This is a genomic window from Arthrobacter sp. NEB 688 (assembly GCF_013201035.1).
Classification (GTDB): Bacteria; Actinomycetota; Actinomycetes; order Actinomycetales; family Dermatophilaceae; genus Phycicoccus.
Genome location: NZ_CP053707.1, coordinates 3,193,242 through 3,212,928 on the forward strand (window position 1 = coordinate 3,193,242; position 19,687 = coordinate 3,212,928).

The window sequence follows — 19,687 nt, forward strand, 5'->3', positions numbered from 1 at the left end:
CCGTGAAGCGCTCACCCGTCCTACGCGCAACAACGATGACCGCATCGGCGCTCTTGGCCACACTCGGCTGCGTGGCCGCTGCCGCCCCCGCCAGCGCCGCACCCGAGAGGGTCAAGATCGTGCAGCACAACGTCGAGAAGAAGTGGTCGGCCATCGCCGCCGCCGTGCAACTGGCCGCAGACACATCCGCGGACGGTTTGACCCTGCAGGAGGTGTGCAAGACCGACGCTGACCGCCTGATCTCGGAGCACCCCGGTTGGACAGTGAACTGGCGCGAGAGTCGCGCCGGCGCTTGCAGTGACGGCAAGGCTGTCGGAGTGGCAGCGATTCTGCGTGGCCAAGCGGGCGCTGATGGGCTGTGGCCCGCCTTGCCGGCCGACACTGGCCGGACCGTCGAACTCGTCTGTGTTCGGTACGGAGCAACGGTCAAGAGGTTCATCTGCTCGGTCCACCTGGCGAAGGGAGATCCCACTGCCCGCAAGCTGCAGACGGCTGCCATCAAGCAGATCACCAATCAGTGGATCAACAATCAGGGATCCGTCGTCGTGGGTGGTGACTTCAACGCCACGCCGTATACGGACGAGATGGACTCCATGTACGCCCTCAACGGCAACGGCCGGTTTACTGAGGCCGACCAGGCTGCCGGGCGCGGAGGCGATGTGACCTCTGCCGACGGTCGCAAGATCGACTACGTGTTCTTTTCACAGAACCGTACGAGTGCAGTTCAGGCGGCTGGCATCACCGTGACCAGCACAGACTCCGACCACAAGCTCTTGCTCGCGAAGGCTGACGTCACCCTGTGACTATCGCGTGGTGCGTGCGGCGATCCTTCCAGTCGTACGCACCACGTCAGCCACAACCCCTGAGCGGGTGGGCAGGGCTTTCGGAGGGCTCGCGCACGACGCTTATGCTCGGTTGAGGCGCCGAAGGAGCGGAGAACCGCTAGGCAGTGTGCTGCAGCAGCCTGCACTTGCATCAAGTTGCAAGGCTCTTTACGCGCAGGACACCGCACTGCTAGTTGCCGAGCGGTTGAGAGACGACACATCTGTTAGCCGAACCGGCGAGCGTCATGCTTCCCCCGAGCTCTGCGTCATGGGAAGCGTTCCCTAAATCCCTCTCTAGCTGGGCAGTTCCGGATCCGCATAGGAACCAAACTCTCTTAACCAGCCTCTTGAGCGATCCGCACAGCCCGCCCCCGACGGAGCGCTCCGCTTGGGCGGCCACGCTCAAGAGCAACCAATCTGGCGGCTGTTACCCGCTCCCATTCCTGTACTCGTGACGTGAGACCGCCCAAGCCTCGTCATCCCGCAAACACCGGGTGTACTTTTCGCTCGCCGACGGGTCTTCCACCGGTAGCCAACTTGGTTGAGGGAGTGCACATGAAGAGAACCGCGGTCCTCGCCGCCTCTGTCGCAATGTTTTTCAGCGTCATCTCCGCCGCCCCCGCACTTGCGGGCACCGGCGTCCGGGACAACTGTGGAACTGTTGTCTCAGGCGTCAATGCGATGCAGTCACGAACGGGTAGCTACACGGTTACCACCTATCCCAAGGCTTGCTGGAAGCGCTACTTCCAGGGCAGCTACTACGTCTACTACATGCCGTGGACCAAGACTCCCGACGTGCTGACCACGGGCAACACGGTTGGTTCCGACCTGTCGGTGGGTCCGGTCGTGACCGCGAAGATCGATCGCGACGGCAGCGGAAACGTGACGGCCGTTCGCTACGACTTCGTGGTCACCCTCAAGACTGCTGGGGGGAACACCATGCTCGGCTGGCAGCTGTGGGTCTACCCCAGTGGCACCCAGCTGATCCGACTCGACCCCAGCGGCGCTGTGTACGACTCGTTCGACAACTGGGACTGAGGTAGGCCTGGTGGCCGCGCCGGCGGCGAAGCGTCAACTCTGTCCGTCGGCGCGGCCACTCTCGCTCCGAGACACGGCCACCGAGCAATCGGTGGCGTCGGGCCCGCCGCGCTCACGTTTGGGCTGCCCGGCAGAGCTACACCGGAGGGGGTGTCCGGTTACTCCATCTTCGCCTGGCGTGTAAACATCCCCCGACTCGAGACTGATGATCTCTCCATCCACGAGGCGCAGACTTGACTCATTGGGAATGGGGGGTCCTGTCGGCTGCTCGGGGCCGGCGTCGATCGAGAAGAGTTGGACTCGTCGTCTGCGATGAGGATCGCTGCTGTGCCGTACGTGCCTGCTGATCGATGGCCACGGCTGGTGCCCGTTGTCGCAGTGGTTCCGCAGCCGCTCCTTCAGCCGGTCGTGAAAGGCGGGGAGCGCGTACCGGTGCCAGTCCTCGAGGGCGTCGGACGTGTTCGCCATCCCTGCCCGGCGGCGCTGGTCGGCGAGCACAGCGAGATCGTGGACCAAATGCGGGTGCTCGGCCCAACAGCCAGGGATGAAAGACGCTGGGTCCCAGGTGTACTCGTGGTTGATCCACGAGACGACGGCGTCGAGCCAGAGCCAGATATCGAGGCGCAGGTCGGGGTGCGTGCAGGTGGGTGGGTCCCACGGGCGTGGGAGGCGACGAAGGTCTCCCAGGGCGCGCACCTGCTCCGGGCTGCCGCTGGCCGCGATCTGGAGCTCCCAGTAGGCGTGTTCGACCAGGCGCCCGGGGCGCGGGAAGGCGAGGACGATCGAATCCTCGCGGGTGGGGCCGACGAGGTCATCCATCACCCCACCCACCTCCACCAGGGCTGCCGTCCAGTCCCATCGTGTGTGCGCGTGCGACCGAGGCGGCGGTGCGCGCGCCGATGGGCACGTCGGTGGCCCGTCGCTGGAGCAGGCCGTCGCGGGTCCGATCCCTGGCCGCGATCAGGGACCGACCGTCCCGTCCGTCGGTGCAGCGGGTGAGGCGGGCGATGAGGGGTCGGCCGTGCTCGGCGACGACGAGGGCATGCCGGGGCGGCAGCTGCCGGATCTCGGGACCGGTGAGGATGGGGATGTCCTCACCGCTGACCGAGCGCTGGCTTGCTCCAGAACCCCACGTCGTCCGGGGGACACGGACGCGGCCGAGCAGGTCGGAGGTCTCCTGGTTGAAGGTCGCGTCCTTGGATCCGCCGAACATGACCAGGACGTTCGTGAGGCCGAGCACAGAGCGCGCGGCGTGCTCGCCGAAGACCTGGGTGAGCTGCGCGCGTGTCTGCGCTGCCCAGATGAACGAGACGCCGAGGGCGCGCTCGTTGGCCATGCGGGTCTGCAGGGTCGGCAGCGGTGTGGTGGAGGGAAGCTCGTCGAGGCAGGCGAGCATCGGAGGGCAGAGTCGACCCCACGGTGACCCGTGCGCGAGCTCGAGGGCGGTGTCGAGGACGTGCTCGGCGACGGCGGTCATCAGGGGTGAGGCCGAGTCGTAGGGGCTGTCCCGCCCGAGGAGGTAGATCGTCCCGCCGCGCGCGATGACGTCGGCGACGTCCGTGGCCGGCCGCCCCGCCGCAGGGGTGCAGCGTCGACGGGTGCCTTCCTGGAAGAACAGTGCCAGCGCCTGCTGCACGGTGGTCGTGGTGTTCCCGGCGGTGCGCTCGTCGCCGCGTAGGGCGCCGTGGAGCAGGCCTCGCCAGAACGGGGCCGCGTCAGGGTGGCCGCCGAGGATCTCCAGCGGTTCGGTCGCGGCCGCCGAGTGAGCCACCCAGCGCAGGACGTCGTCGAGGGTGCGTCCGGTCAGGGCCGCAGCGTGCAGGTAGGCCTGGATGACCTTGGCCGCCTCCGCGGCGTAGAACCGGGCGGCGTCATCCCCGTGTCCGCGCTGCCCGGCGGCGCCGACGGTCCCGGCCGTGAACGCCTTCGCACGGCGTTCGGCGACGACGGGGTCGACGCACCCGGCCATCGGGTCCCACACCAGCTCCGGCAGACCGGGGACGAGACCGAAGGGGTCGAGCACGACGCACGGGCGGCCTCGGCTGGAGCGGGACGTGATCGTCAAGAGCAGGTCGTCGGGCTTGGTCAGCGTGACCAGCGCCGCGCCCGGCGCGCCGAGCAGAGCGGGCGTGAGCAAGTCGAGCGTCTTGCCCGACCCCTGCGGTCCGATGACGCCGGCCGTCCGGTCCCACGGCACCCACAGGTCTCCCCCGTGGGGCTGGTGGGCCCGCCCCAGGCGCCACCCGACCTGCGTCGGGTCGAAGCCCCTCACCGCCCGCTCCCGCCGTGCAGGTCCGGTCGGACGACGGCGGCGCAGGAGCGCAGACGCCGCAGACCGAGCAGCTGCTCGCACTCCGAGCGGGTGGCCATCCCGCGGACCCGGCCAGGCCCCCACCGCCGCAGCGTCACGACTGCCACCGCGACGAGCCCGGCGACGGTCAGGCTCTCGCAGAGGGCGACCCAGGCGTATAGGGCGCCCGCCGAGGCGGCCGGCCCCGGCGACAGGCCCGCGCGGGCGTCACCGGCGAGCAGCCTCGGCAGGATGGTGAACAGCTCCTCGCGCGGGGTGATCGCCCACGAACCGACCATGATGCCGTTGGCCAGGGTTCGGCCGGCGTGAGCGGCGAGGACGAGCAGCACGACGACGAGCGTCAGCGCGGCGACGGGCAACTCCCACGTCCACAGGTAGGGCGTGCTGCGGCGGCTGGTCTGCATCGCTCCTCCTTCAGCGTGGGCTGCGGCGGTGGTCGGTGACGTGGGCCGTCGAGGAAGCGACCTGGCTGCGGGTGCGGTCCTGGCCGGCGGCCAGACGAGCTGCGCCGTCCGGGCCGGGCCGACGCAGCGGCTCGGTCAGCGCGTCGAGGTGTCCACCGGCGTGGGCGTGACGCCGCACGAGGAGGTGGTGCGCGTGCTCGGTCAGCTCCTCGTCGAGGTGGCGGGGATCCGGTGGGCACTCCCAGTGCGCGGCGAGCCGGGCCAGCAGGTCCGGGCGGCGCAGCGCGAGAAGCTCGATGCGGTGCCGCAGCGGTCCGAGCTCGTACTCGAGGCGGTGGGCGGCAACGAATGGCGAGAGGGTGTGGCCGGCCGCGTGGCGGACCGCGGCGCCGAGGTCGCGGTTGACCAGGGCGATCACGCTGGGTTCCGCGCTGGTGGTGGCGTTCATGGGTGTCCTCCTTCGGTGCGGCGAACCGGGCTGGCGCAGTGGGCTGTCGCGTCAGGGGCGGCGTCTTCGTAGGCGTGGGCGTAGGAGAGGACGTCGGCGACATACCAGTCGGCGTGGTTGTAGGCGAACAGTGCGCGGCGGATGCCGGGTTGGCCCTCGCGTGCGCCGGAGCGGGAGAGGTAGTGGGCCGCGGAGTGGACGCTGTCCGCGTCGTCGTCGATGCGTGCTCGGCCATCGCCGTCTCCGTCGACGCCGTAGACCGCCCAGGTGGCGGGCATGAACTGCATGAGCCCACGCGCTCCGGCGCTCGAGGTCGCCGTGGTGGCGCCGTGGCGGGTCTCCTCCATGCCGATCCCCGCGAGCAGCGTCCACGGCAGTCCGTACCGCGTCCCGGCGTCGACGTACAGCGCCTTGGTGTCTGCGGGGATGGGCGCCGGTGGGGTCGTGACGGACTGCAGCCGGGCGCTGGACACCGGGGGAAGGCCACTGACACCGGTGGTCGTGCGCGCATTCGGCCGGGGCGATGGTGTCGTGGGTACGACACCGTCCAGGGGTGCCCCGTGGGCGGCCATGAAGGGCACCGGGTCGATGGGGACGTCGCGTTCGCGGATCTCGAAGTGGAGGTGGTTGCCGGTCGAGGTCCCCGTCGAGCCCTCCACTCCCAACGGCTGACCGGCCTCCACCTGGGCGCCCGGACGCAGACCGGGCGTGAGGCTCGCGAGGTGCGCGTAGCGGCTCGTTACCCCGTCTCCGTGGGCGATGTCGACGCTCAGGCCGATCCCTGGCCGCCACGCGGCGGCCGCGACGGTGCCCGCGTGGGCGGCCACGACGGTGCCGGCGCTCGGCACACTGGCCAGGTCCACGCCGGAGTGCAGCTTCCACACGTGCTCGATCGGGTGCAGGCGCATCCCGAAGCTGCTCGTGCGCACGTAGCGCTGGGTGAACGGTGCTCGCCACGGCCCCGCCACCGTGCCGGCAGGTGCGCAGCCGGTCGCCGCCGCGGCGGCGGGGAGCGCAATGGCGCTGATCAGCAGGGCCACGCTGACGGGGACCACGGCGACCGGGACGACGAGCAGGGCAAGAACCACCATCAGCGCTGCGGGGCGTGGGGTGCTCATTTCAGCCCACCCTCACGCCGCGCCGGTGATGGCGTCGTTGGTGAAGGTCAGCTGCGCCTCCAGCGGGTGCAGCACCGTCTGCACCTTGTAGTGCCGCTCCCCCACCCGCCACAGCGCGCGGCCCTTGCCCTGCATCGCCCAGCGGGTCACGACGTCCCTGGCCATCGGCGGCAGCCCGAGCAGGGCCTCCAGCTCGTCGGCGACCCCGGCGTCCTGTCCGTGCAGGATCGTCGTGTCGGCCAGGTGCAGCAGGTCCTTCGCGATCGTCACCGCCTGCGAGCCGGCCGCCCCGACCGAGAGCAGGTCGGCCGGCTTGTGGGCGTTGGCCCACTGAATGTCGCCACTGCTGCGGGAGAGGCGCAGGTCGGCGTCGAAGGACTTCACCGCGTCCGGGCCGAGCCGCATCTGCTTCCAGACCTCGTCGCGGACCGTGATCTGCAGCTCGCCGGGCCGGGCCTGCTCGCGCAGCCCTCGCCCCCACGAGGAAAGGCAGGTCAGGGCGATCCCGACCGCCTCGTCACCCAACGGCAGCAGCCGGGAGAGCGAGAGCGAGGCCAACGGCGCCTCCCAGTCCAGCCGCACCGTCGTCGGCGCGTCGAAGAGCCCGGCCAGGGCGCCGTCGACCAGCTGGCCGAGGGCGTCGCGCAGCAGCCGTGTCTCGTCCAGCAGCTGCCGGGCGCTCGCGTACCGGCACTCGGCGACGAGGCTCTCGCTGGGGTTGGCGAGCAGGTGCCACAGCGCCGGGATCGTCGTCTCGGACAGGTGGGTCGCGCCGTCGGCGTAGCCCGTCAGCTCACGCAGGGCGGCCTTGGTCACCTGTTCCTCGACCGGGCCGAACGGGACGGGGTGGGCACCGATCCGCTGCGAGCCGACCAGTCCCCGCAGGAGGGTCAGCCACCGCCCGAAGACGATCCCGGAGCGCACGACGGCCTCCTCGCGCGTCAGCTCCTGCCACCCCGTGGCCAGCGGGCCGAAGTCGAGGGGGTTGACCCGGGCGGGCAGGCCGGGTCCGACAGCGATGGGTGTGACGCCGAGGAGGCGGGCCAGCGGTTCGTACTCGTCCTTCGGGTCGCCCAGGATGAGCGCCTTATAGCCAAAGTCGAGCATGCGCAGCAGGAACGCCTTGGTCGTGGCCGACTTGCCGCGTCCGGGCTTGCCGAAGCAGATGACGTTGGGGTTGGTGACCCCGACGTCGTCGCGCAGCACCCAGCCCAGCGGGTCCGCGTAGAACGCCCCCCCGGCCAGGACGTCGATCCCGATCTGGGCGCCGGTCGGTGGCAGGCCGGGGGTGGCGATGAACGGCCACAGGGCAGGCGCCTGGTCCGAGGTCATCCGCCACGCCGAGACCGGCGGTCGGGGTGACCCGCACCAGCCGGCGCCTTCTCGGCGCAGCCCCCGCGGGGAGGCCGCGTCGAACAGCCGGACCGGTCGGACCTCCGGTGGGGGCGTTGGCCTGCGGGGCAGGTCGTGCCCGAAGTCGGTCAGCAGCCGCGGCACGTCGCGTCCCGGGGCCGGGCGGTGGCGCCTCATGTCGCCCACCTCGCGTCGTCGCCCGGCTCACGGTCCTCGATCGCGCGGGCGAGCGGGTGGCTGCGCGCTGCGCGGGCTGCGTCCTCGAGGTCGCGGGCCTGCGCCTCATGTCCCTCGCGCCGCAGGACCGCGGCGCTGGCCCGGCACGCGGTGGCCCAATGCTCCAGGGCTGGGGCTCCCTCGCCGTAGCGGTGCGGGTACCCGGCCATGTCAGGCCCGGCCTCTGGTGAGGGAGACCCCGAGCGGGATCGTCGCGGCGGCGAAGGCGGCGTCCTGGGAGAGGTCCATGCGCAGCGGTGCGAACCCGGCCGCCCGGATGGAAGCGTCCAGGCGCCGGCCGTGCTCGGCGATCCGCGCAGTCTTCGGGGCGGTCACCGAGACCAGGGCGTAGGCCCGGACCAGGGCGTGACCGCGGGCCAGCTTGTGGTCCAGGTCCCGCACGCGCGCGCTCTCGTGCGCCGAGCGGGCGGACTGGCGCATCCGGGCCCGGGAGCGCAGGCCGTCGGCCATGTCCGCGCTCCACTCGCTGGAGGCGGTCTGTCGGCTCGCGGCCCGAGCGGCGGTGATCGGGTAGGCGACCAGGACCGAGCGGCGCTCCCCCGCGCCCGGGACCAGGACCGGTGCGAGGGAGCCCATCAGGGCGCCGCGGACCGGCAGGAGGACCGTGGCGGTGATCGAGTTCCACGCGTCGTGGCTGTAGTGCCGGGCAGCCGCGTCGGCCCCGGAGGGGCCGGCCAGTGCCCACGGGACGTCGGCGGCGCCGTGCCGTGTCAGGGCGTCGATGATCCCGGCGCGGTCGCCCGGGGCGAACCCGGTCCGGCAGGCCACCGCCAGCTCCGGTGAGGTTAGCCAGGTCACCTCGCTCATCCCGAGCCCCGAGCGAAGGTGCGCCTCGATCTCGGCGAGCACCCCCAGCAGGACCTGGGCGCGGCCCTCGATCCCGCCGCCCGCCTCCCGGGCCGCCTTGCCCAGGCGGGCCTCGGGGACCAGGACGCTGACGAAGCTCTCCGTGCGCACGGCGGCAAAGCTCAGTGCAGCCTGCAGCTCCTCGTTGACCCGGCGCGCGACCGTCGGCGCCCCGGGGGGTCGGTGGCGGGAGACCCAGGCGTCGCGCTCGGCGCCGTCCTCGGGCACGGTGCGCACCATCAGCTGGATCTCGTCGACCAGCTCGGTGGCGCGCGCCGCGTCCAGCAGCCCGCTCAGGCCGGCGCCCTGCAGGTCACGCTGCCCGGGTTCGCTCAGCCCGATGCCGGGATGGACCACGGCGGCGGTAACCGCCCACGTGCGGCTCGCGTGGTGCTGCACGAGCGCCACCCGCCGCGCGAGGGGTCCCGTCGGGGGCGCGTCGTGCACGGTGCACGTGGCGAGGACGCCCGGCAGGTCGGGTGTCCCGGCGGCCACTCCGGCGCCGGTGGCGGCGTGGGAGGTGAACCGGCTCCACCCGGCGACGGCCCCGAGCGCGTGGGTCGTGGCCGCGAGCATCCAGCCCGTGCTCGAGCGGCCCCGGACCGGGGTGATGACCAGGAGCGTCATCACGACCCAGGCGGCCAGCCAGGCAGCAGCGGACGCCCACTCTCCGAGCGAGACCTCCCACAGGGCAGGAAGGACCCCGGTGGTCACGGCGGCGAGCTGCCAGCCGGTCAGGCCGAAGAAGAACCCGATGCGGGCCCTGGAGTAGTCGCGGTAGGTGGTGGCGTTCATGGTCGCTCTCCTTCGGTGCAGCCGTCAGGCGGGGATGATCGGGACTGCGCCGGCGGCCGCGCCGGCGCCCCCGGCGGAGCCGGCTGCCCCGCTGCCGCCCGCAAGAGGGCCGGCCCCGGGCGGAGTCGTTCCGGGCATCTCTCCGCGCGCCTCGGGGGTGAGATGGGCCGGCTTCCTGCCGCCACCGCTGGGGCGCGGCCCGGCATCGGGGACGTAGGTGTTGTGGCCGACCCCCATCTGGTTAGTCGCGTCCGCGCCGATCGCGGCAACCGAGGCGCCCAGCCCGGCCGTAGCCCCCAGAGCACTGCCGGCCGCCGCTCCGAGGGCGCCGCCGACCGTGCCGAGGAAGCCGCTCGCGAACTGGGTGAACCGGGTGCTCGTCGCGGCCTCTCCGGCGCTCTCCCCCGCTGAGCGCCCGCCGTCGTCGCTGCCCAGCGCCGCCGTCGCGCCGAAGCCGGCGCCCTCCTCCCCCGGGCGCGACCCGCCGGGCAGCAGGCCGCCGATCCCGCCGGCGCTCGCGACACCGGCCCGTAGAGCCGCGCCCGAGCTGGTGCCGGGGTCGACGAAGGCGAGCAGCTTGAACAGCGCCAGCGGGGCGAACGTCGAGACCACCAGCAACAGCACCCCGGGGACGGCGGCACCGACCGCCTGCGGCAGTGAGCGGACCTCACCGGTGACGACACGGGTCGAGATCTGGGTCCCGGCGCCGAGGACCAGCGCCATCAGCGGCGGGGTGAGCGCGGCGGCGTGCGTCCAGCGCACCGTCTTCCAGAACCACGCCTGCCCCACCTCGGAGACCAGCCCGGCCGCAGCGATCGGCGCCGTGACCGTGAGGACGACCAGCGCCGCCCCCCGGGAGAGCAGCACGACGAGGTGACCGATCGCGGCGAGTAGCACCAGCACGCCCAGCACGCCCAGCACCGTCGCGAGGGTGGCGTCACCCAGGTCCTCGGCCGTAACCGCTCCCCACGGCTGCCACGCGCTCCAGGAGTCCACGCCCATGCTGGCGCGCATCACCGCCTCGGTCAGGCCGGAGCAGGCCACGAGCAGGGCGAGCACGTAGGTGACCCAGCACGCCCAAACCATGACGAACTGGCCGGTGCCCATGAGCAGCCGGGCGATCGAGCGACCGTCGCGGCGGACCGCCGCGGCCCCGGTCTGGACGGCGATGAGGACCACGACCAGAGAGAGCGCCACCCACGCGGTCAGGCGGTAGGTCGAGGCCAGGGGCCCGCTCTCGGAGAGGTCCGGGGTGAGGAACTTGTCGAGCAGGCCGAGGACCAGCCGCAGCAGCCACAGGCCGGCGTTCCAGATCCCGAGCATCGCCACCGTCCACGCGTCCGCGACGACCTTGCCGGCGACGTTGCCCAGCGCGGTGAACGGACCCGTCAGGTCGCCCCACCCGTCAGTCGGTGCCACGGCTGACTCCCTCATGCGTGCTGGCCCAGGGGCGCCACCCGGCCTCGAGCGCGGCGCCCTCTGCCGGCTCGGCCACCCGGAGCGGCGGTGGCGGGGTGCCGGGGGCGATCTGCCAGCGGCCGTCGGACCAGGCCATCCGTTCGCAGTGGCCGTAGGTGATCGAGGCGGTGCTGACCAGGGTGGCCTGCACCCGCAGCAGGGCGCACACCACGGCCCAGCCCGGGCCGTCGGTGCCCTTGACCGCAGCGGCCACCGGCGTCACGGTCACCGTCGGCGGTCCGGAGGCCCGGCTGGCTGCGGCGGCGGTGAGGAAGTCCTCCACGTTGCGCGCCATCACCCAGTCCGTGGCGCGCGGCGCCCCCGGCAGGGCCCACTCGGCGTGCACCCGGTGGACCGCACCGAGGCTCATGCCGGTCAGGACGGTGGCGTCGATCGCGGCCAGCTGCCCGAGCGCCCCGGCCGGAGTGCGCGGGTAGCCGGTCGGGACGTCGGCGGGCCCGAGCGCGGTGGCCGCAGGGACCTGCACTGGCGCCCAGAACGCGTCCGGGCCACCGGCTCCGTGTCGAGACACCGCGAGCGCGAAGGGGGCCGCGGCGATCTCGTCACGACTCGCCGGCGCGGCGACATCCTGCTGCCTCGATGCCGGGCTCGCGGTCGTGCCAGGGGCTTCCTGGTTGAAGGCGTCCCAGAGCGCGTACGCGAGCCCGGCGCACAGCACCAGGGCTGCCGCGGCGCCGCCGGCGAGGACCGCCACGACCCGGCGCCGGCTCCACCGGTCCTCCCCGTGGGTCATCAGACGCACCCCGAGCCGGTCATGGCCCGCACGATCCCGGGCAGGACGAGGTAGCCGATGACCGCCACGAAGACGACGACGATGCCGACGACACTCGCCTTCGAGGCGTGGGGCATCCCGAAGACGCGTCCCGCGACGGCACCGCCGATGCCGACGACGACGCCGAGGACGAAGAGCATCCCGACGGCCCAGAGGACGTAGCCCATCAGCTGGTCGGCGTACTGCTGCGCGCCCGGTGGCGCCTGGGGGCAGATCCGTGCCGGAGCCTGCGCGGCGAGCGCGAGAAGACGGTCCTGGCTCATGACGAGACTCCTTCGACTGAGGCGGTCCGCAGGACAGCGGCGGCGGCGCGGTGCAGGCCGCGCGGGAGCGGGTGGGAGTCCACGCCGCGCACGGCAAGCCGTCGCTCCCACGGGACGGTGACGACGAGGCTCGGGTCGAGGGCGTGCTCGCGCAGGAGGCGCGCGAGACCCGAGCGGACCTCCGGCGCTCGTCGCGGCGGCCCGACCAGGGCGAGGATGGGCGCGCTGTGCCCCAGGGTGCGCAGCAGCGCGTCAAGCCGTCGAACACCCGGGACCGTGGCAGGTGCGACGGCGACGACCCGTCGGGATGTCGCCAGGGTCGTCCCGAGCCATGACGCGCCCGAGGTAAGCCCGCCCGCGTCCCAGGCCACGTCCAGGACGCACAGGGTGTCGCCGAGCGTCTCGGGCGGGAGCGGGACATCGGCCACGGTGTGGAAGGGGTGAGCGGGGCGCCACAAGATGACGCTGCCTCTGCTCCCCCGGATCCAGCTCTCGTGCCGCCCGAGCTCCTCGGTGGCCGCTCCGGTCAGCCGGGAGGTCGCGGGGTTCGCGCACTCCACGAACGAGGCGTGACCGGCGGCCGTGGCGAGCGCAAGGGCGAGCGTCGACGCACCCGCGCCGGCGCAAGCCCCGACGACGGGAAGCACCGCGCCCGCAGGTCGCCACCCCTGTGCCGGGCGTGCCGGACCGCTGGTGCGGAAGTCACCCAAGAGCATCTTCCGGTAGGCGAGCTGCAGCTCGGCCACGCTGACCGGGCGGCTCCTCGTGTCCACGCTCATGCCGGCACCCCGTGCACGTACAGCGCGGCGAGCGCGTCGAGGGCGCGCCCAGCGCGGCGGCGGACCTGCCGGTCCGAGAGGTGCAGCTGGTCGGCGACCGCCACTCCCGCTCGCCGGGTCACCAGCCCCGCGCGGCCCCGGGTGCTGTCCCCCGGCCGCGTCTGAGCGGCGAGGTCCTGCAACAGTCGCCGATCGCTCTCGGTGATGACAGCGCGCGCCACCGCGCGGTCCAGCACCTCCTGCAGCTCGAGGTCGGACGGCGTCTCCTGCGCCGGCGTGGGCACCGACGTCCAGGCGACGTCGAACGGGTCGAGGAGGCTGGTGCGGGCCCACGCCCGGTCCGTCGGCGCGGCGAGACCCAAGTCGCGCCGCACACCAGCGTGCACGCGTCCGAGGATGTTCGCCGCGACCTTGTGCGTGGCCGTCGACGGCCACGTGCGCACCTCGAGCCAAAGCTGCGAGGCCACCAGCTCGTCGATGACCGGCGAGGCGTACTGCAGCCGCCGGGCGACGTTGACAGCACCCGGCAGCAGCGCCCAGGCAAGGACCGCTGCCGCGAGGACCTCGTCATCCCCGTCACGGCTGCCGAGCCGGCCCAGGGCGCAGACGACGTCGTTGCGAGGCCCGACCTCGAGGCCCCGCATCCAGGCGCGCAGCTCGCCCACCGGGGGCGCTGCGGCCAGGACGGGGTAGGCGCCGGCCCACTGCCCCCACCGTTCTTGCGCAGCCCGCAGGGGCTCGACGTCGGGGCCCTGCAGGCCCAGCTGTGCAGCGACACTCATCGCCCGCTCCTTCCGCCGTGATCGACGGCAGAACCGTGGCGAGAGCGCGTCTCCGACTTCGTACCCGAGAGGCGCCATGCGGCCTCGTACCTGTGCGCACCGGAGGAGGTACAAGCCGTTGACCTGCGCGAACGGACGTACCTGAAGTCACCGGCAGCACCTGCGGTCAGCGCTCAACGTGGACCATGAAAGGGGCGCCCCATGCCTTCGGCGTTCGGGTAGGTCAGCACCAGACCTGCGCAACGCTGAACTCGGCGCGCGCGCGGTGGAGACCCAAACCGCCGCCCGGCGCTCCCGGCGCGTTCAACCCGCGGCTGGTCGACGTCCGGCCGCACCCGTGACGGCTACCGCTCGTTGAGCGAGTCCAGCCGAACGGTGTCGCCGGAGACCGAGCAGGCGTAGCGGTAGGTCACCTTCCCCCCGAGTGCGTTCTCACCCGTCACCAGACCCGAGGCCGACGCAGGCGAGCGCTGCTGCTCGCTGAACTCCGCCGTGGTCGGGTTACGCAGGTTCTTCTTCACCAGCTCCTCGCACGTGGCCTGCACCTGGTAGCCGTCGGAGCTCGAGGAACCATCGTTGCCGCACCCCTTCACGCCGCCCGCGATGCAGGTGAGGATGACACCCCCCAGGACCCACGGGAGGCACCCAGCCGTGGCCGCCTTCTTCTCAGGTTCGATTCCCACCTCGACGTCCGGGGACGCCTGGGGACCAGGCTCGCTCTCCTGCGCTCCCGGGCGGTAGGCGTCGGTCCACCTCTCACCGTCCCAGTACCGCTCGCGCCCGTCGTCCTCCGGATACCAGCCGACCTTCAGTGCCATCCCCCGTGGCCCCCCTCTCATCGCCATGACGTTCGTCCTCTCGCCCGGATGCAGATGTGCGGGAGGACCTCGACAGTCTCCTCGACCACCCCAACTCCTCCGCCCGTTCGTGCAGCCGGGTTGCCCGACGGAGGTCGTCCGACCGGTCCTCAGAACCCCCTGAGCCGGCGCGCGCTAGCCAGGTGCTCGGCCTCTCCAGCGCAGGAGGCTGGTAGCCGCGATGGCCGCGGCGCATGTGTTCGACCATGTGCGCGAAGCCCCACCTCCCGGACGGCATCGAGTCTCGAGTTCATCGCTCGACGTGCCGGCGTCAGCGACTCGCGGTGCGCCACTGGACGCCCTACCCACCCCGGACGCGGGCACCTCCCCATAGCCCAAGGGGGTGGCCGTCGACGGCGATCGACCCCTGCCCCTGAGACCGACTGCACTGCGCGGCGGTGAGACCTGCGGCGCGCGTCCCTGCGATGTGGCGATTCCACACGGCGAGGACAACACGGCTCTTGGAGCGTCAGCGCCGATGCCTACGCTCCAGCAGATGAACGAGCGACCAGGCGGCTGGGTCTACCGGACCTTCCAGTGGAGGCCGGCAGACGGCGACATCGAGGTGTGGGCGCAGGGGCTCGCCGACGACGGCTGGCAGACGTGGACGGCCGGATGTGGCGCCGCGTGCAAGATCGATGGTCGGCCCGTCTTCGGTGTCAGCCTCCGGAGGTGGTTCGAGCGTCCGCTCGCCGCACCGCCCCGCTGACCTCTCTCCCGCCATGCCGCGCACCGCGCGTGCGAGCGGGGCACGATGACCCGCATGGGTGACGCGAGGGTGCAGTTGGGGGACCTCACCGCGGTGGGGGCGGGGCTCTACCTCATCGGCATGGTCCTGACCGTGGTGACGTGGCCGAGCGACAGCGGCGGCAGGTACGGCGGGTCGAGCGAAAGCGCCCTGTGGGCGACGCTCTTCGCCGTCCTCGCATCAGTGGGTGCGTGCCTGCTGCTGGTCGGGCTGGTCGGCTACGGGGTGAAGATCGGCCGCCAAGCATCACCATCGGCTCCACTGACCCAGGCCGACGCCTGACCGCTCATCGCAGCCAGGGGCGCGCAACCCGCACAGGCCGAAGGGGGACCCGGCCCTAGGAACCGACAACGGCTCACGGCGAGCGGGGACGTCCAAACGCCCTACTCAGCCTTAACAACGATGGTGAGGGTCGAGGTTCCAACGGAGTGTCGCTGAGGGCCGCCCGTGGAGGTCATCCACAAGTCGCGAACCGCGTCGCGCGACACTTCATGGCAGTCCATGACCGCATCGCTGCTCGCAACCCGCCGCGACGTATCGGCTTGGATGCGCTCACTCATCTCTGCTCCGGATAACGGGGTTCGGCGGCCGTCACAGTGCTGCAAGACTTGAGGTTGCCCTCCCCCGGTTCCCGGTCCGCAACGCAAGGAGACACCCATGGCACGTCGCACTGTGACGATCCTTTCCGACGACCTCGACGGGAAGGAGAGCGGCGACGTGCAGACCGTGTGCTTCTCCTACGACGGGACCACCTACGAGATCGACCTGTCGAAGAAGAACCGGGCCGCGTTCCAGAAGGCGATGGCCCCCTATCTCGAGGCAGCCCGCAAGACGACCACGCGACGCACAGCTGCCCGACGCTCCACCACGCGCCCCACGGGAGTGTCGGCTGAGGACCGGGCGTGGCTGCGCGGCAACGGTTTCCCGGATATCAAAGATCGCGGACGCCTGTCGGTGGAGGCTGCTGCCGCCCTGGCCGCGCGCTGACGGCGGGGTCGCGGCCGTCAGCTGGCCGCGCTGCCGGGTTCGGTCCACCCACGCCGCCGAAGGACTTCCTCGCTTCGTGGGGGCAGGTCGGACGGCGCGTCGTCGTCGCCGGCGTTGAGGACGAGCGAGAGGAACGCCTGCCGCGCGCGGACATCGCCGCGAGCATCGGCGACGGCAGCCAGATCGAGCAGTGGGACGTGCTCATCGGGTGCCGCGCCGTGGGCAATGCGCGCGGCGCGTGAGGCGAGCTCGAGGTCGCCGATCTGAAGTGAGTGCGTGGCCACCACGTGCGCGACGTCGACCACCGCGCAGCGCAGGTGCTCATCGAGGCGGTCGCCGTCGTAAAGCCACGACCAGGCTCCCGGACGGAGTTGGCTGAAGGGTTCACCCGAGACCAGGTCGAGGGCGCGCGCGAGGTCGGTGATGCCTTCTGGGCCGCTGGCTTGTCCCCGGGCTCGCAGCCGTCGGAACAGGTCGGCGTCGACGAGGAGGTCCTGCACCTCATAGACGGGTACGCCTCGGGTGAGTGCCGACGGGGCGAGCCGGGCGTCGGGCAGGTGCGGCTTCCGGGTCCGGGGGTTGGTCCCGAGCCAGTCACGCACGATCCCGGCGTAGACCCGGGCCTTGGTCGCTGAGACCGAGAAGGTGTCGGCGAGCTCCTCGGGTGTGGCGCCGTGGGCGCGGGTGGCGAGGTAGGTGAGGACGGAGGTCATGTAGGCCTTGCGCTCGGTCAGTGCGCGTCCGCGGGTGCGTGCCTTGACCGGCCCCAGCAGGGTCAGGCGTGGGAGGGAGCAGTCGTCGGCGAACCACGTCTCGAGGTCGTCGTCCAGGGTGGGGTCGCTGTTCAGGGCGCGCTGGCTGGTCGAGGACGGCACCGGTGGTGAGAGCGTCGCGAGATCGTCGATGCTGGTGGCGCCGGACATCAGGTAGGCGTCGTCGTCCTCGGCCAGCATCGGGGTCTCGTCTTCTTCTGCAGGTGGTTGCGACCGGGAGGAGACGAGGTCTGGTCGCAGAGCTCCGGCGGCGTCGGTCACTGACTTCCAGCCGTCGGTCACGTCCCGGTCGATGGGAAGCGGTTCGTCGGCCAGGGCGGCCCCGGCCGCGAGGAGGGCCGCGCATCCCTGGGCCTCGTCGAGGGTCAGGCCCACGGCGACGAGGTCGAGTCCGGCGCGCGGGAGGCGGGCCCGTCCGGACGCGGTCAGCTCGATGGTTACCGCACAGCTCGTAGCGTCCGCATGTGACCCGAGAAGCACGAGAGCTGTGCCGGTGGTTCCGGCCTGCTGCTCCAGCAGCTCCTGCAGAACCGTGGTGTCGTGCGCCTGCGACGTCGTGTCGGCGATGAGGATCATGCGGGCGGGCCAGGCATCTGCGCCGGCGTCGTGGGCCCGGGCCGTCACCGTGTCGAGCCCCGCTGCGCTCGAGCGGTCGGTGGTGCTCACCGCGTGGGCGATGCTCTCCCCCAGGGCGTGCGGGTCGTCGAGAGGGCGAGCACGCAGTCGCTCGGGGTTCATCGGGACGACCTCGGTGGCCACGCCGAGGCAGTCGAGCCGGACGGACTCCGACCAGGGGTCGCAGGCGATCTCGGCGGCGAGGTAGCGGGCGTAGTCCGTGGCGTAGAGGACGTCACCCGTGAGCGCGACGCTCAGGTCCTCGAGGTTGTAGAGCCACGCCGCCCCGGAATCACTCGTGCCGACGGTGACCAGGAGCGGGTACGGCGCGGGCTGGTCATCCTTCAGCTCCCCCATGTCGGCCAGCGGTGTGCCCTCGGGAAGCAGCCAGTGCAGCCCTTCACCCTCGTTCTGCCACGGTGCCGGCAGATCTGCGGGCTGCTCGAGGTGGAGGGTCGTTCCGGTGGCGCTCAGCTCGGCGGCGGCAAGGATGGGCATCGGTGCCTGGAGCGTGCCTAGGGTCGAGGCCAGGTGACGCAGGGTGAGGTCGAGGCGCTCGACGTCGGGGAGCACGCTCGGGCCGAGTGCCGACAGGGTCTTCTCGACGGGCGCCAGCGCCGCCGGCGGCCGCGCGAGAGTGCGTCCGGGACGACGGTGTCGCGCCTGGGTGGCACGGCGGCGGCGCAGCAGGAGCCAGAGGGAGCCGGTGAGCAGTCCGCCGCCGCTCAGGCCAGCCAGCAGCCATGGCGGGGACGCCTCCGCGGCGCTCGCCCCGGGTGCCATGGGGCTGGATGCCTCCGTGCCGAGGCCTCCCTCCGGCAGGGGCGCCCTCGTTCCGGCGGCGACTCCCGACGGAGGCGACGCCAGGTTCGTGGTCGGCCCTTCGCCGGTCGATGCCTGGGGATGACGTTCGGGCGACCGGCGGGGCTCAACCCCGTGCAGGCTCCGTGGCGGATCGGCCTGTTGCGGAACGTGTTCATCTCGGGTGGGGAGGGTCAGGGTCCAGCCGGGGTGAATGACAGCAGGGTCGTCCAGCCGCGCTCCGTCGGGCTGGACCAAATGCGTGGAGGCTTGGTAGATCTCCGGCCAGCGGTCGGGGTCGCCGAGGTGGTGGGCGGCGATGCTGGAGAGGCTGTCACCATTTCGGACCCGGTAGGTCGAGGCCTCGTCCTGGCGCGTGGGTGCTGCGGGCAGGTGGAGAACCGTGCCGGTCCACAGGGTGTGGTCCGGGCCGTGGGAACGCCCCGGGTTGAGGGCGGCGAGATCGCTCCACCGACGGCCATCGGACAACTCCGCCTCGGCGATGGACCACAAGGACTCACCGCGCGTGACGATGTGTGCATGCACTGCCCGGGAAGGATCCTCGTGACGTGCCGCTTGGGTCGCCCGGCCCGACGATGCTGCTGCCGGGGCGGTCTGCAGCGATTGCAGAACGGAGGCGGCCGCCGGGACGGACAGGTGGGACGCCGCTGCGGGTGAGGCGAGGGCCGTGGCTACGGGTGCGCTGGCCAGCAGCAGCACGGCGGCTCCGACGAGGCTGTGCGCGACGGACTGCGGCACGGCCAGGCCCTGCAGCCGTGGTGCCCGGGTGCGGCGGGCGCGGGCAGTGATCTCCAGGGCGAGGGAGAGCGTCAGCGTGCCCCAAGCCACCCACGCGAGAAGGGCGAGCACCACCATCAGCGCGGCGCCGCTGTCGGGTCCGGTGAGGAAGGCCCGCACCCGGTCGATGTCGGGAAGGGCGAGCGCTGCGGGTCCGGCGCCGAGAGCCACCAGGACGACAGGCAGGCCGGCGACGATGGCGAGGATGCCGCCGGTCGCGGCGAGCCCGACCAGTCGCGGGCGCAGCTGGGAGCTGTGATGCAGGGTCATCGTTCGACTCCTTCGATGGAGCGGGTGATGCGAGCCGTGCCGTGCCCTGAGACGCTCAGGTCATCTAGGCCGATGACGCCGAGGAAGAGGGTGCGGTAGGTGTCGCGCACGTCGACGCTGACGCGGGTCCCACCGCTGACCCGGACCGTCCCGCTCACCCCGGCCGACGTGAGGACCGTGCGGGCGGCGCGCGCCGCCCGGGCGGCGTCGGGCCGGGCGGCGTCTCCCCGGACGGCGGCCGCCGTGTCGAGCTGCTCGCCGCCGGCGCGGGCGGCTTGAGCGGCAAGGGCTCGGGCCTGCTGCTGGGCGCGGACCTGGCCGCCGAGGTCGACGGCCAGCCCGACCAGGACGAGCATCGCGATGCTCATCGTGGCCAGCCAGATGCTCAC

At 72.2% G+C, this 19,687-nt stretch carries 20 protein-coding genes; 5 read left to right on the forward strand and 15 right to left on the reverse strand.

The annotated features are described in order from the left end of the window. The first annotated feature begins 71 nt into the window (after nt 1-71). Entirely contained in the window at nt 72-803 is a 732-nt protein-coding gene (locus HL663_RS14980) for an endonuclease/exonuclease/phosphatase family protein (RefSeq protein ID WP_173029112.1), read from the forward strand. A 576-nt stretch (nt 804-1,379) separates the two neighbouring features. Then, nucleotides 1,380-1,862: a hypothetical protein gene (locus HL663_RS14985; RefSeq protein WP_173029113.1), complete on the forward strand. Its 483-nt coding sequence runs from the start codon at nt 1,380-1,382 to the stop codon at nt 1,860-1,862. 33 nt (nt 1,863-1,895) lie between these two features. On the opposite strand, the gene HL663_RS14990 is transcribed toward HL663_RS14985, so the two are convergent. The 13 genes from HL663_RS14990 to HL663_RS15050 all read right to left on the reverse strand — a co-directional run bounded on the left by HL663_RS14990 (nt 1,896) and on the right by HL663_RS15050 (nt 14,267). Beyond that, nucleotides 1,896-2,681, reverse strand: a complete 786-nt coding sequence (locus HL663_RS14990; protein WP_216842584.1) for a hypothetical protein — start codon at nt 2,679-2,681, stop codon at nt 1,896-1,898. Then, nucleotides 2,674-4,134 carry a type IV secretory system conjugative DNA transfer family protein gene (locus HL663_RS14995; protein ID WP_173029114.1) on the reverse strand — a complete coding sequence of 487 codons (1,461 nt, stop codon included), beginning with the start codon at nt 4,132-4,134 and terminating at the stop codon, nt 2,674-2,676. Before HL663_RS14995 ends, HL663_RS14990 begins: the two co-directional genes overlap by 8 nt. Next, complete coding sequence (locus HL663_RS15000) at nt 4,131-4,577, reverse strand: conjugal transfer protein (protein WP_173029115.1); 447 nt, start codon at nt 4,575-4,577, stop codon at nt 4,131-4,133. Before HL663_RS15000 ends, HL663_RS14995 begins: the two co-directional genes overlap by 4 nt. 10 nt (nt 4,578-4,587) lie before the next feature. Next, a complete protein-coding gene (locus HL663_RS15005) occupies nt 4,588-5,025 on the reverse strand; it encodes a hypothetical protein (protein ID WP_173029116.1) in 438 nt (145 codons plus the stop codon). Beyond that, the gene (locus HL663_RS15010; RefSeq protein WP_173029117.1) at nt 5,022-6,065 is read right to left on the reverse strand and encodes a peptidoglycan DD-metalloendopeptidase family protein; all 1,044 of its coding nucleotides are present in this window, start codon (nt 6,063-6,065) and stop codon (nt 5,022-5,024) included. The genes HL663_RS15005 and HL663_RS15010 overlap by 4 nt, the downstream gene beginning before the upstream one ends. A gap of 90 nt (nt 6,066-6,155) precedes the next feature. After that, nucleotides 6,156-7,475 carry a putative type IV secretion/conjugal transfer ATPase gene (locus HL663_RS15015; protein ID WP_286175687.1) on the reverse strand — a complete coding sequence of 440 codons (1,320 nt, stop codon included), beginning with the start codon at nt 7,473-7,475 and terminating at the stop codon, nt 6,156-6,158. Nucleotides 7,476-7,883: 408 nt separating this feature from the next. Beyond that, entirely contained in the window at nt 7,884-9,374 is a 1,491-nt protein-coding gene (locus tag HL663_RS15020) for an SCO6880 family protein (RefSeq protein WP_173029119.1), read from the reverse strand. 24 nt (nt 9,375-9,398) lie between these two features. Then, on the reverse strand, nt 9,399-10,793 hold the full coding sequence (locus tag HL663_RS15025) for a hypothetical protein (protein WP_286175688.1): 1,395 nt from the start codon (nt 10,791-10,793) through the stop codon (nt 9,399-9,401). Further along, on the reverse strand, nt 10,780-11,586 hold the full coding sequence (locus HL663_RS15030) for a hypothetical protein (RefSeq protein WP_173029121.1): 807 nt from the start codon (nt 11,584-11,586) through the stop codon (nt 10,780-10,782). Before HL663_RS15030 ends, HL663_RS15025 begins: the two co-directional genes overlap by 14 nt. Continuing rightward, nucleotides 11,586-11,888: a hypothetical protein gene (locus tag HL663_RS15035; RefSeq protein ID WP_173029122.1), complete on the reverse strand. Its 303-nt coding sequence runs from the start codon at nt 11,886-11,888 to the stop codon at nt 11,586-11,588. The genes HL663_RS15030 and HL663_RS15035 overlap by 1 nt, the downstream gene beginning before the upstream one ends. Then, nucleotides 11,885-12,667, reverse strand: a complete 783-nt coding sequence (locus HL663_RS15040) for a hypothetical protein (protein ID WP_173029123.1) — start codon at nt 12,665-12,667, stop codon at nt 11,885-11,887. The genes HL663_RS15035 and HL663_RS15040 overlap by 4 nt, the downstream gene beginning before the upstream one ends. Beyond that, nucleotides 12,664-13,449 carry a hypothetical protein gene (locus tag HL663_RS15045; protein ID WP_173029124.1) on the reverse strand — a complete coding sequence of 262 codons (786 nt, stop codon included), beginning with the start codon at nt 13,447-13,449 and terminating at the stop codon, nt 12,664-12,666. The genes HL663_RS15040 and HL663_RS15045 overlap by 4 nt, the downstream gene beginning before the upstream one ends. A gap of 344 nt (nt 13,450-13,793) precedes the next feature. Beyond that, nucleotides 13,794-14,267 carry a DUF2510 domain-containing protein gene (locus HL663_RS15050; protein ID WP_173029125.1) on the reverse strand — a complete coding sequence of 158 codons (474 nt, stop codon included), beginning with the start codon at nt 14,265-14,267 and terminating at the stop codon, nt 13,794-13,796. A gap of 535 nt (nt 14,268-14,802) precedes the next feature. Between HL663_RS15050 and HL663_RS15055 the strand changes: the two genes are divergently transcribed. From HL663_RS15055 to HL663_RS15065, 3 genes are all read left to right on the forward strand, one after another. Next, nucleotides 14,803-15,015 carry a hypothetical protein gene (locus HL663_RS15055; RefSeq protein WP_173029126.1) on the forward strand — a complete coding sequence of 71 codons (213 nt, stop codon included), beginning with the start codon at nt 14,803-14,805 and terminating at the stop codon, nt 15,013-15,015. Nucleotides 15,016-15,069: 54 nt separating this feature from the next. Continuing rightward, the gene (locus HL663_RS15060; protein WP_173029127.1) at nt 15,070-15,336 is read left to right on the forward strand and encodes a hypothetical protein; all 267 of its coding nucleotides are present in this window, start codon (nt 15,070-15,072) and stop codon (nt 15,334-15,336) included. Nucleotides 15,337-15,711: 375 nt separating this feature from the next. Further along, nucleotides 15,712-16,041, forward strand: coding sequence for a histone-like nucleoid-structuring protein Lsr2 (locus tag HL663_RS15065; protein ID WP_173029128.1), 330 nt, complete (start codon nt 15,712-15,714; stop codon nt 16,039-16,041). Between the two features lie 17 nt (nt 16,042-16,058). Here the strand turns inward: HL663_RS15065 and HL663_RS15070 are convergent, their stop codons facing one another. Further along, nucleotides 16,059-19,298: a LysM peptidoglycan-binding domain-containing protein gene (locus HL663_RS15070; RefSeq protein WP_173029129.1), complete on the reverse strand. Its 3,240-nt coding sequence runs from the start codon at nt 19,296-19,298 to the stop codon at nt 16,059-16,061. Beyond that, entirely contained in the window at nt 19,295-19,687 is a 393-nt protein-coding gene (locus tag HL663_RS15075; RefSeq protein ID WP_216842585.1) for a pilus assembly protein TadG-related protein, read from the reverse strand. Before HL663_RS15075 ends, HL663_RS15070 begins: the two co-directional genes overlap by 4 nt.